11 protein-coding genes are annotated in these 14,864 nt (G+C 42.7%); 10 read left to right on the forward strand and 1 reads right to left on the reverse strand.

Annotated features, from left to right (window positions below; genetic code table 11):
* Nucleotides 1–64: 64 nt before the first annotated feature.
* From fadI to sixA, 3 genes are all read left to right on the forward strand, one after another.
* On the forward strand, nucleotides 65–1,384 hold the full coding sequence (fadI, locus tag PZ638_RS07865) for an acetyl-CoA C-acyltransferase FadI (protein ID WP_094962705.1): 1,320 nt from the start codon (nucleotides 65–67) through the stop codon (nucleotides 1,382–1,384).
* Nucleotides 1,384–3,606: a fatty acid oxidation complex subunit alpha FadJ gene (fadJ, locus tag PZ638_RS07870; RefSeq protein WP_144140975.1), complete on the forward strand. Its 2,223-nt coding sequence runs from the start codon at nucleotides 1,384–1,386 to the stop codon at nucleotides 3,604–3,606. The genes fadI and fadJ overlap by 1 nt, the downstream gene beginning before the upstream one ends.
* A 345-nt stretch (nucleotides 3,607–3,951) precedes the next feature.
* A complete protein-coding gene (gene sixA, locus PZ638_RS07875; protein ID WP_004257190.1) occupies nucleotides 3,952–4,434 on the forward strand; it encodes a phosphohistidine phosphatase SixA in 483 nt (160 codons plus the stop codon).
* A gap of 19 nt (nucleotides 4,435–4,453) precedes the next feature.
* Here sixA and smrB read toward each other — a convergent pair whose 3' ends face one another.
* Nucleotides 4,454–4,996, reverse strand: a complete 543-nt coding sequence (smrB, locus tag PZ638_RS07880; protein WP_004257192.1) for an endonuclease SmrB — start codon at nucleotides 4,994–4,996, stop codon at nucleotides 4,454–4,456.
* Between the two features lie 224 nt (nucleotides 4,997–5,220).
* Between smrB and hutI the strand changes: the two genes are divergently transcribed.
* The 7 genes from hutI to aroC all read left to right on the forward strand — a co-directional run bounded on the left by hutI (nucleotide 5,221) and on the right by aroC (nucleotide 14,843).
* Nucleotides 5,221–6,459: an imidazolonepropionase gene (gene hutI / locus PZ638_RS07885; protein ID WP_112307554.1), complete on the forward strand. Its 1,239-nt coding sequence runs from the start codon at nucleotides 5,221–5,223 to the stop codon at nucleotides 6,457–6,459.
* A 270-nt stretch (nucleotides 6,460–6,729) separates the two neighbouring features.
* Nucleotides 6,730–7,467, forward strand: a complete 738-nt coding sequence (gene hutC / locus PZ638_RS07890; RefSeq protein ID WP_196724298.1) for a histidine utilization repressor — start codon at nucleotides 6,730–6,732, stop codon at nucleotides 7,465–7,467.
* 322 nt (nucleotides 7,468–7,789) lie between these two features.
* Complete coding sequence (hutU, locus tag PZ638_RS07895) at nucleotides 7,790–9,469, forward strand: urocanate hydratase (RefSeq protein ID WP_094962702.1); 1,680 nt, start codon at nucleotides 7,790–7,792, stop codon at nucleotides 9,467–9,469.
* 11 nt (nucleotides 9,470–9,480) lie between these two features.
* Entirely contained in the window at nucleotides 9,481–11,013 is a 1,533-nt protein-coding gene (gene hutH, locus PZ638_RS07900; protein WP_164561095.1) for a histidine ammonia-lyase, read from the forward strand.
* 89 nt (nucleotides 11,014–11,102) lie between these two features.
* A complete protein-coding gene (locus tag PZ638_RS07905; RefSeq protein WP_110591934.1) occupies nucleotides 11,103–12,494 on the forward strand; it encodes an amino acid permease in 1,392 nt (463 codons plus the stop codon).
* Between the two features lie 212 nt (nucleotides 12,495–12,706).
* Entirely contained in the window at nucleotides 12,707–13,654 is a 948-nt protein-coding gene (gene prmB, locus PZ638_RS07910; RefSeq protein WP_206277500.1) for a 50S ribosomal protein L3 N(5)-glutamine methyltransferase, read from the forward strand.
* Nucleotides 13,655–13,754: 100 nt separating this feature from the next.
* A complete protein-coding gene (aroC, locus tag PZ638_RS07915) occupies nucleotides 13,755–14,843 on the forward strand; it encodes a chorismate synthase (protein ID WP_004257206.1) in 1,089 nt (362 codons plus the stop codon).
* Nucleotides 14,844–14,864: the final 21 nt, after the last annotated feature.

Below are 14,864 nucleotides of genomic sequence, written 5' to 3' on the forward strand. Positions count from 1 at the left end.
CTCTTTGTCCGCTTAGTGAGTTAGTTAACTATAATTTTCATTTTTGCTTTTAGCAGGAGCGACCATGAATCAATATCTCCACCATGGTGAAAATACAGATAAAACAAAAGAAAGGATCGCCATTGTCAGTGGTCTACGCTTGCCTTTTGCAAAGCAATCTACGGCATATGCAGGAATTCCAGCCGTCGATTTAGGTAAAGCAGTCGTTGCTGAATTATTAGCCCGCAGTGATTTAGACAAAAACCTTATTGAGCAACTGGTATTTGGGCAAGTAGTACAAATGCCTGAAGCGCCGAATATTGCGCGGGAAATTGTTCTTGGAACAGGTATGAGTGTCTCAACAGATGCCTATAGTGTATCAAGAGCCTGTGCGACAAGTTTTCAAGCAATTGTTAACGTTGCTCAAAGTATGATGGTAGGTGATATTTCTATCGGTATTGCTGGCGGGGCCGATTCATCTTCTGTGCTTCCTATTGGCGTATCAAAAAAATTGGCCGAGACATTATTAGCATTAAGTAAAGCGAAGTCTGTTGGGCAAAAATTATCCCTGTTAACGAAATTACGCCTGAAGGATTTAGCGCCAGTCGCACCAGGCGTTGCGGAATATTCTACAGGGCTGCGTATGGGCGATACCGCAGAGCAAATGGCGAAAAGTTATCAAATTAGCCGAGCCCAGCAAGATGAACTCGCCCATCGTTCGCATATATTAGCGACAAAAGCGTGGGAAAATGGTGCTTTAAATAATGAAGTTATGACTGCGTATATGCCTCCCTTTAAGCAAGCATTTTCCCAAGATAACAATGTACGAACAAACTCAGTATTATCATCTTATGCGAAATTAAAACCTGCCTTTGACCGTAAACACGGTAGTGTTACCGCCGCAAACAGTACTCCGCTGACCGATGGCGCCGCAGCAGTGTTGATGATGACAGAATCTCGTGCGAAATCGTTGGGTTATACACCGTTAGGCTACATTCGAAGCTATGCGTTTTCAGCGATAGACGTATGGGAAGATATGCTATTAGGGCCTTCTTATGCCACACCACTCGCATTAAAACGTGCAGGGCTATCGTTGCAAGACTTATCCCTGATTGATATGCATGAGGCCTTTGCTGCGCAAACGCTCGCTAATTTACACATGTTTGGTAGCCGTAAATTCGCTCAGGAGAAACTGGGAATGGATAACGCAATTGGCGAAGTGGATATGGCTAAATTTAACGTCTTAGGCGGTTCTATCGCTTATGGGCACCCATTTGCGGCTACAGGCGCACGAATGGTGACTCAAACCCTAAATGAATTGCGCAGACGGGGTGGTGGTTTTGGTTTAACAACAGCTTGTGCTGCGGGTGGTTTAGGTGCAGCTATGATCTTAGAGGTGGAATAATGGCTCAAAATTCTGCTACAGAAGTTGCAAGAGAAACAACACAACAGGCTTTTAGCTTAGAAATTTATGGCGAAAACGTGGGGGTGATTTTCATTGATGTTCCCAATGAAAAAGTCAATACATTAAAAGCTGAGTTTGCGGAGCAATTCCTTGCGATTTTACAGCAAGCGCAGTCTACCTCTGGCCTGAAAGGGTTAGTTATTACCTCAGGGAAAAAAGATAATTTTATTGCAGGTGCGGACATTAGCATGATCGCTGGCTGTGAAAATAAAGCCCAAGCCAGTGAGTTGTCAAAAGCAGGCCATGTATTATTTGATAAAATCGATAATTACCCCTTGCCTATTATTGCTGCGATACATGGTGCGTGTTTAGGGGGTGGGCTAGAGCTTGCTTTAGCATGTCATGCACGAGTTTGTTCAAATGATAATAAAACGAAATTAGGCTTACCCGAAGTACAATTGGGATTGTTACCCGGTTCCGGAGGAACGCAGCGTTTACCTAGGTTGATCGGCATTCCACATGCATTGGATTTAATGCTGACAGGTCGTCAGTTAAAAGCCAAACAGGCGCTGAAATTAGGGTTGGTTGATGATGTGGTTCCTGAGTCTATTTTACTCGACGTTGCAGTTAAAATGGTGAAAAAAGGGGGCGTTCAGCGTCCTGCTATTCATTGGCAACAGCGCTTATTAAGCAGCAAATTACTTCGCAATAAAGTGTTCGATAGCGCCAAACAAAAAGCACTCAGCAAAACCAAAGGCCATTACCCAGCCCCTGAAAAAATTATTCATGTTGTGAAAACAGGAATGAATAAAGGGTTGCAAGCCGGTTATGCAGAAGAAGCGAAAGCCTTTGGTGAGCTTGTGATGACACCAGAGTCTGCTGCATTACGTAATTTATTTTTTGCGGTTACTGCGTTAAAAAATGAAACGGGTGCACAAGCAACACCCTTGAAGATTAATCAAGTTGGTGTGCTTGGTGGCGGGTTGATGGGGGGCGGAATTGCTTATGTCACGGCTTTTCAAGGTAAATTACCCGTTCGTATTAAAGATATTTCAGACAAAGGTGTTACCCAAGCCTTGCGCTATAGCTGGGATCTGCTGACTCAGCGAGTTATCAAGCGGCGGTTATTAGCTCGAGAGCGTGCAGCCGTTATGGCTAGAGTATCAGGCACATTAAGTTATCAAGGTCTTGAAAACGCTAATGTTATTATTGAGGCGGTATTTGAAGATTTAGCACTAAAACAAAAAATGGTTGCTGAAGTTGAAAAGATGTCGAAACAACAAGCCATTTTTGCTTCTAATACATCATCTTTACCTATTCACCAAATTGCACAGAATGCGACCCATCCTGAAAAAGTTATTGGCTTACACTATTTTAGTCCAGTGGATAAAATGCCGCTGGTTGAAGTCATCCCTCATCAACACACCGATGAAACAACGATTGCAACTGTTGTTGCTTTGGCAAAACGCCAAGGCAAAACAGCGATTGTTGTAGGGGATGATGCAGGTTTCTATGTAAATCGTATTTTAGCGCCATTCTTATGTGAAGCCGCCCGATGCCTTGTTGAAGGTGAATCAATAGAGCATATTGACCGTGCTTTAGTTGAATTTGGCTTCCCTGTCGGGCCTTTTAATCTATTAGACGAAGTCGGTATTGATGTAGGGACTAAAATTTTACCGATTTTAGTTGAGCGTTTTGGTGAGCGTTTTAAAGCCCCTGATTTACTCGATAAAGTCGTTAAAGATGACCGAAAAGGGAAGAAAAACGGCAAAGGTTTTTATGAATATGGTCATCACACAAATAAGTTGTGGTTTTGGAAAAAAGCCAATAAACGTCAAGTTGATAAAACCATTTATTCACTGATTGGCGTAGTTCCCAACAATACACTAACTAAAGCGGATATTGCACAGCGGTGCGTTATGATGATGCTTAACGAAGCTGCCCGTTGTCTTGATGAAAATATCATTAAAAGTGCGCGTGATGGGGATGTGGGGGCGGTATTTGGTATCGGTTTCCCGCCTTTCTTTGGTGGCCCATTCAGGTATATGGATAGCTTGGGGATTGCAAAAACCGTGGAAACCCTGAATAACCTCGCTGTGAAATATGGTGATAAATTCGAGCCTTGTGAATTGCTATGTAACATGGCAGAAAATAATCAAACCTTTTTTTCTGCAAATGCAGAAGATGAGGTTAACGCAACAAAACTAAGTAACGAACAATAATGGCATAGCAGGGTAGACTATTAGCCGATGGTTGTTTGATTCAATAAAACTAGTCAAGGCCTGATGCCAAATATATTCTTGGTTATCAGGCTTTTTTAAGTAAAGTTCGCATGATTAGAATAAATAATTATATTATCTTTAACTGATTGATAATAAATAGCAAACTTTAGCCCACAACATAGCCAGCTAAAGAAACATACATAAAAATCTACCCAAATCATTTTCTTTGTTGGTCATTTCATGCAGAATCACATTTCACCCCAACTGATGGTTACTTTTACAACAATTATCTTAACAACAAAAGAATAACCACCTTAATAAGGTAGGTTACTCAGATGGTGGATTATGCAAGTTTACATTATGCGTCACGGTGATGCAGCGATACAAGCGCCTAGCGATGCTGAGCGCCCATTGACTCAAAAGGGAAAAGACGACTCAGTATTAATGGCTCAATGGTTACAGAACCAAGGTATTAAGATTGATTCGGTGTTAGTAAGCCCTTATTTAAGAGCCGAACAAACTAGGCAGGTTGTGAGTCAATACCTTGATTTGCCAGCAAAGTCGGAAATTTTAGGGCAATTAACACCTGGAGGGAATGCTGAATTTGTGGCTGATCATATTCGAGACCTTGCTGTGCTAGGTGCAAATGCGATATTAGTTGTATCTCATTTACCGCTGGTTGGTTATTTAGTATCGGAGCTGTGCCCACATAAAGAACCACCTATGTTCACCACATCAACAGTTGCATGCGTAGATATTGATGTGGCTCATCAGAAAAGTCATTTCGAATGGATGTTGAGCCCATCACAATTGCTGTTTGCTAAATAATACAGAACAGTATGAGCGCTTAACGGCGAGCGCTCTCTGCAGTTTCAATAAGTAGTAATAAGGCAGCATTACCACCCCATTCTTTAGGTGCTTGGTGAAAAGCAATAATATCAGGATGTTGGGCAAGCCATAGTGGTGTTTGCTGCTTTAAAACATGCTTGCCATGGCCGTGCATAATGCAGGCACAATAGACATTTTCACGCTTACAGGCCGCAATAAGCGCGCCAATTTCTTGTTTTGCTTCCATTTGTGTTAAGCCATGTAAATCTAAAAATAGCTCGGGAACGTAGTCACCCCGACGAAGTTTCTTTAATTCATAAGGGTTGGCTTCTGGCCTTAAATAACGTGTAGGCCCTTCATTTTCAAGTTGAGGCTGGAATTCATCTGAAAAATAAAAAGAGGCGTCAACCTGTTCTTGCATGACTTTTTTATTTGATGCTTGTGTCACTTTGGCACGTACAGGTGCGTGCAGGACTTGGTCCTGACGGATTTTTTTTGCTCCATTAATGGCTTCTTTGAAAAGACGAATATCTTCATCTTCTAGACCAAATTTTTTTTTCATAATTTTAGTAATGTATTTTTGTGATTAATTTTTCTGGTTGCTAGTGTAACTCATTTTTAATGAATGGTGATAATCGTAGATTGTTCGCGTGAAGTAACATTTTTATAACCTTTTTACAGGTAAGCATTGACAAAAGGGGACTTGCTAGTCTAATTGTATATACATATCTATACTATTTATTAATACAATGATTAAAACTGAATTCAATAACAATAGGAAAAACGATGGTATTCAAAACACACTCACAAGATATCGTTTGGCGTAATGGCCGTATTGCCACTATGGACCCAGAACTATCGGTCCCTTATGGACTTGTTGAACACCATGATTTAGTTGTCCGTGATAATAAAATAGTTGCAATTGTTCCTTCTCGGGAAGTTGAATTAAATGACTGCCAGGTTATTGATGTCAAAGGTAAATTAATAACGCCCGGATTAATTGATTGCCATACACATTTAGTTTTTGGCGGTGACCGTGCTTCTGAATGGGAACAGAGAATGAATGGGGTTTCTTATGAAACCATTAGTTCTCAAGGTGGTGGAATTAATTCTACTGTGCGTGAAACTCGCAAGATGAGCGAGAACGAATTGTTTGAACGAGCTAAACCAAGGCTCGAAGCATTAATTCGAGAAGGCGTGACAAGTATTGAAATGAAATCAGGTTATGGGCTTGACTATGAAAATGAAGAAAAACAATTACAAGTCGCGAAACAGTTATCTGCACAATATCCTATTTCAGTCAGTTCAACCCTGCTTTCCGCTCACACTGTCCCCGTTGAATATAAAGATAGACCTGATGAATACATTGATTTGATTTGCCAAAAAATCATGCCTGAATTATGGGAAAAAGGCCTGTTTGAGGCGGTAGATGTTTTCTGTGAAAGTGTAGGGTTTTCCCTTTCTCAAAGTGAAAAATTATTTTCAGCGGCTCAGAAATTAGGGATCCCAGTGAAAGGGCATGTGGAGCAGTTATCAAACTTAGGTGGGAGCGAGTTGGTTGCTCGTTACAAAGGTTTGTCAGTTGACCATATTGAATATCTAGACCTAGAAGGGATTAAAGCACTTAAAGCGAGTGGAACGGTTGCAGTTTTATTACCGGGAGCATTTTATTTTTTACGGGAAACCAAGTTACCGCCAATTGAGCTGTTGCGGGAACACAATGTTCCTATGGCAGTTTCAACGGATTTTAACCCGGGCACCAGTCCTTTTGCCTCATTACGTATTATTATGAATATGGCGGCCGTCCTATTTAAGCTGACACCGGAGGAGATATGGGCAGGCGTGACACGTAACGCTGCAAAGGCGTTAGGCCGTGAAAATAGCCATGGGCAATTGAAAACGGGCTTTGTTGCTGATTTTGTTGTGTGGAATGCGCAAGAGCCTGTCGAAATGATTTATGAACAAGGGAGTAATCCATTGTTCATTAGAGTGCATGAAGGCAAAATTACCCATCGAAACGGGTGATATATGTGACCCGCAGTTCTAGCTACGAAAATAACAATAATTAATAGTGGTAAATGATGTTGTTTGCCGCAATTTACCCTAAATATTTTCTGTTTTTTGTTTGTTTTTATTAAAATTACATCGTTTAATTATGTGAATGCTTAATAATTAAGCATGATGTTTTTATTCGCGACTGTCAGGATAAAAAATGTCCGATAGCACTAAGGTCGTGTTGTATGCTATCCAATGAATAGCATATTAATACTTAAGATTTTAATCATTAAATTGGAAATGACTGTGACAGCCGATAAAAAGGATAAACAGGGGGCACCGCTCCCACTCTATTTGCAAGTAAAACAATCGATAATTGAAAAGATCCATACGGCAGAGTGGAAGGCAAATGACCGTATTCCATCTGAGTCTGAGCTCGTGACACAGTTTCAATGTAGCCGGATGACCGCTAACCGAGCACTACGTGAATTAACGGCTGAAGGGTTATTGGTTCGCTTGCAAGGTGTGGGAACGTTTGTGGCTGAGCCAAAGGGGCAATCCGCACTATTTGAAATACACAGTATTGAAGCCGAAATACTGGCAAGAAACCATAAATACAGTTGCAGGATCATTAAACTCGAAGAAATACAAGCGTCTCCAGCGCTCGCAAATGAATTAAATATCAGCCCAGATAGCGCCGTGTTTCATTCTATTATTGTACATTTAGAAAATGATGTCCCTGTACAAATTGAAGACAGATATGTCAATGCCTTAGCAGCACCTGACTATTTAAAGCAAAATTTTTCATCGATTACACCGCATGATTATTTGTCTCAAGTCGCTCCTTTAACACAAGGGGAGCATATTGTTGAGGCCGTAGAGGCAGATGAGCGCTCAGCGAGGTTATTGCAAATTACCATAGGTGCATCTTGTTTGTTAATTACAAGGCGTACTTGGTCCCAGTCTTTCACGGTGACAAGTACCAAACTATTGTTTCCTGGTCACCGCTATAAGCTTAAAGGTAGTTTCACGTCATAAGTTATTTCTCCACGTAAAAGTATGGGCGGAATGATATACAACATATTTTCCGCTTATCGTATCGAGTGATTTCCTTTCATACCCATTTCGTGTGAATTTATTGTGAATTAAATGTGATCCAACAAGCATATTTAGAATAAAAAACACACACAAAAATATCAGGTTCATTTTATATCCAATTGTTTTATTTGAATAAAAATATTTTTATATCATATTTTTTTAATCTTTATGTTAAAAGATTGATTGATCGTACATGTATATACAACTATATCTATAAGAACAATAAAAGGTAGCTAATGGACAGATAAAAGAGGGTATATAAGTGACAGCACTGAATAATAAATATCGAAATATCGAAATTAGGGCGCCGCGGGGAAACACATTAAATGCCAAAAGTTGGCTGACAGAAGCCCCATTACGCATGTTAATGAATAACCTTGATCCTGATGTTGCAGAAAATCCTCATGAATTAGTGGTCTATGGCGGTATCGGGCGTGCAGCACGTAATTGGCAATGCTATGACCAAATTGTTGAGTCCTTAAAACAACTCGAGAGTGATGAAACACTGCTGGTTCAGTCAGGTAAGCCCGTCGGTGTTTTCAAAACCCATGCAAATGCTCCACGTGTTTTAATTGCTAACTCAAATATAGTGCCACATTGGGCAAACTGGGAGCATTTCAATGAGTTGGATGCGAAAGGCCTCGCCATGTACGGGCAAATGACGGCAGGTAGCTGGATTTATATCGGTAGCCAAGGCATTGTTCAAGGAACGTATGAAACCTTTGTGGAAGCCGCTCGTCAGCACTTTAATGGTGATTTAACCGGGCGTTGGGTATTGACTGCAGGTTTGGGTGGAATGGGGGGAGCGCAACCTCTTGCTGCAACATTGGCTGGTGCATGCTCATTGAATATTGAGTGCCAGCAAAGCCGTATTGATTTCCGTTTAAGAACTCACTATGTGGATGAACAAGCGGCCGACCTTGATGATGCATTAGCGCGTCTTAAAAAATATACATCGGAAGGAAAAGCCATTTCTATTGCACTGTGTGCCAATGCCGCTGAAATTCTGCCTGAGCTTGTCAAACGTGGTGTAAAACCGGATATGGTGACCGATCAGACAAGTGCTCATGACCCGCTAAATGGTTATTTGCCAATTGGGATGAGCTGGGAAGAGTACCGTGAGCGCAGTGTCCAAGAGCCCCAAGCCACCGCGTTGGCAGCGAAAAAATCCATGGCTGAACATGTTAAAGCCATGTTAGCGTTCAAACAACAAGGCATTCCTACGTTTGATTATGGGAACAATATTCGCCAAATGGCGTTGGAAATGGGCGTAGAGAATGCGTTTGATTTCCCTGGTTTTGTGCCTGCTTATATTCGCCCACTATTTTGCCGCGGTGTTGGCCCATTCCGCTGGGTCGCGTTATCAGGGGATCCTGAAGATATCTATAAAACCGATGCGAAAGTGAAAGAGCTGCTACCGGATGATAAGCATTTACATCGCTGGTTGGATATGGCTCGTGAACGTATTAGCTTCCAAGGCTTGCCAGCACGTATTTGTTGGGTAGGGCTTGGGGACCGCGCTAAATTAGGTTTAGCATTCAATGAGATGGTAAGAAGCGGTGAGGTTTCGGCCCCGATTGTTATTGGTCGTGACCATCTGGATTCAGGTTCAGTGGCCAGCCCAAACCGTGAAACAGAATCCATGAAAGATGGCTCTGATGCCGTTTCAGACTGGCCGTTACTCAATGCGTTATTAAATACAGCCAGTGGTGCGACGTGGGTATCTTTACATCACGGTGGTGGCGTAGGTATGGGCTTCTCTCAGCACTCTGGGGTAGTGATTGTGTGTGATGGAACGGATGAAGCAGCAGAGCGTATTGCCCGAGTGTTGCACAATGACCCGGCAACCGGTGTCATGCGCCATGCCGATGCGGGCTATGACATCGCTATCGCATGTGCGCAGGAAAAAAATCTTAATTTACCAATGATTAAAACACGTTAAGGAGTGCCATGATGACTAAGTTAACCATTCACCCAGGAAAAATGACACTCGAAGACCTCCGCATTGTTTTCCAACAGGCAGTAACAGTGGTACTGGATAAACGCGCTCACGCGGCTATTGAAAAAAGCGTTGCAACGGTCAATAAAATTATTGAAGAAGATAGAACCGCTTACGGTATCAATACAGGTTTTGGTTTGCTTGCCAATACCCGCATTGCAACTAAAGATTTGCAATCATTACAACGCTCTATTGTGATGTCTCATGCTGCGGGTGTTGGCGAGCCGTTAGATGACGACCTCGTGCGTTTAATCATGGTGCTCAAAATTAATAGTTTAGCTCGTGGTTTCTCGGGTATTCGTCTTGAAGTCATTAATGCCTTGATTGCATTAGTGAATGCGCAAGTTTATCCATTTATTCCTGCGAAGGGTTCTGTGGGAGCTTCTGGCGACTTAGCGCCATTAGCACATATGAGCCTAATTCTGTTAGGAGAAGGGAAAGCCCGCTATGAAGGCAAATGGATTTCAGCGAAAAAAGCGTTAGAAAAAGCAGGGTTGACCCCGCTAAAATTGGAAGCTAAAGAAGGCTTAGCCCTATTAAACGGTACGCAAACCTCCACGGCTTTCGCGTTGAAAGGGTTATTTGAAGCAGAAAAATTGCTGTTATCTGGTATTGTTTGTGGTGCGCTTAGTGTTGAAGCCACACTGGGCTCTCGTAAACCGTTCGATGCACGCGTGCAAGAGGTTCGAGGGCAAAAAGGGCAAATTGATGTTGCGGCGATGTTCCGTGATGTTTTATCACCGACCAGTGAGTTGGCGAAGTCCCATGAGAACTGCGTGAAAGTGCAAGACCCTTATTCACTACGTTGTCAGCCACAAGTGATGGGGGCTTGTTTAACCCAAATTCGCCAAGCCGCTGAAGTGATTTTAATTGAATCAAATGCCGTGTCGGATAACCCGCTAGTCTTTACCGATAATGGCGATATTATTTCAGGTGGTAACTTCCATGCAGAGCCTGTTGCTATGGCAGCCGATAATATTGCGCTTGCGTTAGCGGAAATCGGTGCGTTATCTGAACGCCGTATTGCATTATTGATGGATACCCACATGTCACAGTTGCCTCCTTTCTTAGTGAATAATGGGGGGGTTAACTCAGGTTTTATGATAGCTCAAGTCACCGCGGCTGCATTAGCCAGTGAAAACAAAGCATTAGCCCATCCTTCGAGTGTTGATAGCCTGCCGACATCAGCCAACCAAGAAGACCATGTCTCGATGGCGCCTGCCGCGGGTCGTCGTTTATGGGAAATGGCAAAGAATGTCACGGGTATTTTAGCCATTGAATGGCTTTCAGCGTGTCAGGGAATGGATTTCCGCGAAGGTTTGAAATCGAGTGAAACCTTGGAGAAAGCACGTAAAACATTACGTGACCAAGTGGCTTACTATGATAAAGACCGTTATTTTGCCCCTGATATTGAAGCGGCAATTAATTTAATTAACCAATATAAACTGTCCGCGCTTTTTAAGGACGGCACTGTTTTCCCTAACTAGTCTATCAAGCAAATAAAAGGTGGCCGGCAATGTACTGGCCGCCTGAAGTATTTATCTGCACGACAATAAAATAATACGAAGGATAAATCATGCAAAGCACATCACAACTTGCGCGAGGGCTTTCTGCGCGCCACATTCGATTTATGGCTTTAGGTTCTGCGATTGGTACAGGTTTGTTTTATGGTTCAGCGAAAGCAATAGAAACCGCTGGTCCCGCGGTATTACTCGCCTATATTATCGGCGGTGCCGCAGTGTTTATGGTTATGAGAGCGTTGGGTGAAATGGCGGTCCATCGGCCACTTGCTGGGTCGTTCTCACAGTATGCTAGTCATTATTTAGGGCCGAGAGCCGGTTTTTTTGCGGGTTGGACCTATGTTTTTGAAATGCTTATTGTTTGCTTGGCGGACGTGACAGCATTTGGTGTTTATATGAAACTGTGGTTTCCGGAGGTTGCGCAGTGGATCTGGGTGTTGAGCATTATTTTCTTTATTGGTGCAATAAACCTATGCCACGTGAAAACTTTCGGCGAAATGGAGTTTTGGCTTTCAATCATTAAAGTTATTGCGATTATTGCAATGATTGTTGGTGGTGCAGCCATTATGATGTTTGGCTTTGGCCAAGCGGCAGACCATGCGGTTGGGGTATCAAACTTATTTATTCACGATGGGTTTATGCCAAATGGTATTGGTGGGGTGATTGCTTCCTTTGCAGTGGTGATGTTTGCGTTTGGGGGAATTGAAGTTATTGGTATTACCGCGAGTGAAGCGAAAAACCCGGAAACCACTATCCCAAGAGCGATTAATGCCGTGCCAATTCGCATCTTACTGTTTTATGTCCTGACCTTATTTGTCTTAATGTGCATTTACCCGTGGAACCAAATTGGGCAGCAAGGTAGCCCATTTGTGCAAATTTTCGATAGCTTAGGTATTCAATCTGCAGCGAATATCTTAAATATTGTGGTGATCACGGCGGCAATTTCGGCGATTAACAGTGATATATTTGGTGCTGGGCGTATGATGTATGGCATGGCACATGAAGGACAAGCGCCAAAAGCCTTTACCAAGCTGACAAAAAATGGTGTGCCTTGGATGACGGTATTAGTCATGGTTGCGGTGCTGTTAGTCGGAGTGGTATTGAATTATGTCATTCCTGATGATGTGTTTGTAGTGATTGCGTCAATTGCAACATTTGCCACCATTTGGGTATGGTTGATGATTTTGCTGTCACAGTTTGCAATGCGTAAAAAAATGTCACCAGAAGAAATTAGCCAATTAAAATTCCCTGTGCCTATGTGGCCTGTCGCACCTATTCTAGCCATCGCATTTATGGTATTTGTTTTTGGTGTACTGGGGTATTTTGAATCAACACGAATTGCACTCTATGTCGGAATTGTTTGGTTAGTATTACTGGCTATCGCCTATGCACTTTGGGTGAAAAAAACTACGAAAGAGGCGGAAGTCGTGCTGCAAAACGAAAGCTAATATTGTTACTTTCTTACTGAGCTTGTTATTTTTCTCACGCCCTTTAGCTAAAATAAAGGGCGTTTTTACATCACCGCATTCATTAATAAGCGCGATAACCAGACTTTTTGGGCAAATTTTATTATATTAATCTGCTGATTTGTCTTTCACTTCGTGGCAAACTTTAACTATTCATATATTCCCTTTCAAAATACAGGCTGGAGAACCCCTTCTTGGAAAAGATTTTCGTTGATGAAGCCGTTGCAGAACTTCATACCATTCAAGATATTTTGCGTTGGACGATGAGCCGCTTTAATGCGGCTAATGTGTACTATGGCCACGGTACAGATAACCCATGGGATGAGGCGCTACAACTGGTGTTACCAACACTTTACTTGCCTCTAGACCTGCCCGATGAGCTGTTAACATCCCGCTTAACGCCAACAGAGCGTCACCGTATTATTGAGCGTGTTTTACGCCGCATCAATGAGCGTATTCCAGTTGCATACCTGACAAATCGTTCATGGTTCTGTGGTCATGAATTTTATGTTGATGAACGTGTGCTTATCCCTCGCTCGCCAATTGGTGAGTTAATCAATAACCACTTTGTTGGCTTAGTGGCTGATGAACCGCAAACCATTCTTGATTTATGTACCGGAAGTGGTTGTATTGCGATTGCTTGTGCTTATGAGTTCCCTGATGCAGAAGTTGATGCGGTTGATATTTCAAGTGATGTGCTGGCGGTGGCTGAACAAAATATTGCCAATCATGGTTTAGAACACCGTGTGATACCGATTCGTTCTGACTTATTCCGTGATATGCCAGAGGTTAAATATGACCTGATCGTGACGAACCCACCGTATGTTGATGCGGAAGATATGGACGATTTACCCGAAGAGTTTCGTGTCGAGCCTGAATTAGCACTGGCTGCTGGAAGTGATGGTTTGAAACTGGTACGCCGTATTTTAGCGAATGCCCCGCGTTTTCTGACGGAAGAAGGGGTGTTAGTGTGCGAAGTGGGTAACAGTATGGTTCATTTAATTGAACAATACCCTGAAATTCCATTTATTTGGCTGGACTTCGAATACGGCGGTGATGGTGTGTTTATGTTAACACGTGAACAACTTGTTGAGCACCACGCACATTTTGAGCTTTATATCGATGAATCAACAGTTGCGTGATGTTCCAAGATCATGTAATCAATAATAACGACACAACGATATAATAACTAACAACCAAAATTCTTGGTAAAACAAGAATGGCTTAGAATAGGAAACTCCGATGGCAGGAAATTCAATTGGGCAGCTGTTTCGTGTGACCACATTTGGGGAATCACACGGGGTTGCATTAGGTTGCATCGTCGATGGGGTTCCCCCAGGCTTAGCACTAACAGAAGCAGATTTACAAAAAGATTTAGACCGTCGCCGTCCAGGAACATCACGTTATACGACTGCGCGTCGTGAACCTGACCAAGTAAAGATTTTATCGGGTGTATTTAATGGGGTAACAACCGGAACCAGCATCGGTTTATTGATTGAAAATACTGACCAGCGTTCGCAAGATTATGGTGCAATCAAAGACGTGTTTAGGCCGGGCCATGCGGATTACACTTACGAACAAAAATACGGCCAGCGTGATTACCGTGGTGGTGGCCGCTCATCAGCACGTGAAACGGCAATGCGTGTTGCGGCAGGCGCGATTGCGAAAAAATATTTACAAGAAAAGCTCGGTGTGCAAATCCATGGCTGCTTAACGCAAATGGGCTCCGTCGCTTGTGAAATTAAAGACTGGTCAATTGTCGAAGAAAACCCATTTTTCTGTCCAGATCCAAGCAAATTAGAGGCTCTTGACGAATTATTGCGCGGTTTAAAGAAAGAGGGTGATTCGATTGGCGCTAAAATTACTGTCATTGCAGAGCATGTGCCTGCAGGCTTAGGTGAGCCCGTATTTGACCGATTAGATGCCGATCTCGCTCATGCATTAATGAGTATTAATGCAGTGAAAGGGGTGGAAATTGGTGATGGCTTCGGTGTTATTGCACTTAAAGGCAGCGAAAACCGTGATGAAATTACACGAAATGGTTTCACATCAAACCATGCAGGCGGTATTTTAGGCGGTATTAGCAGCAGTCAGCCTATCATTGCACATATTGCGTTAAAGCCGACATCCAGTATTACCGTTTCAGGTAAAACATTAAACCGTGATGGCGAGGAAGTGGAAATGATCACCAAAGGGCGTCATGACCCTTGTGTAGGCATTCGCGCGGTACCGATTGCGGAAGCAATGATGGCGATTGTTCTAATGGACCACTATTTACGTCATCGTGGCCAGTGTGCGGATGTAACGCCAGCAATGGAACCTTTTGAGTAATCGGTTTTACTGTGTTTTATG

It is taken from the genome of Providencia hangzhouensis (assembly GCF_029193595.2).
Classification (GTDB): Bacteria; Pseudomonadota; Gammaproteobacteria; order Enterobacterales; family Enterobacteriaceae; genus Providencia; species Providencia hangzhouensis.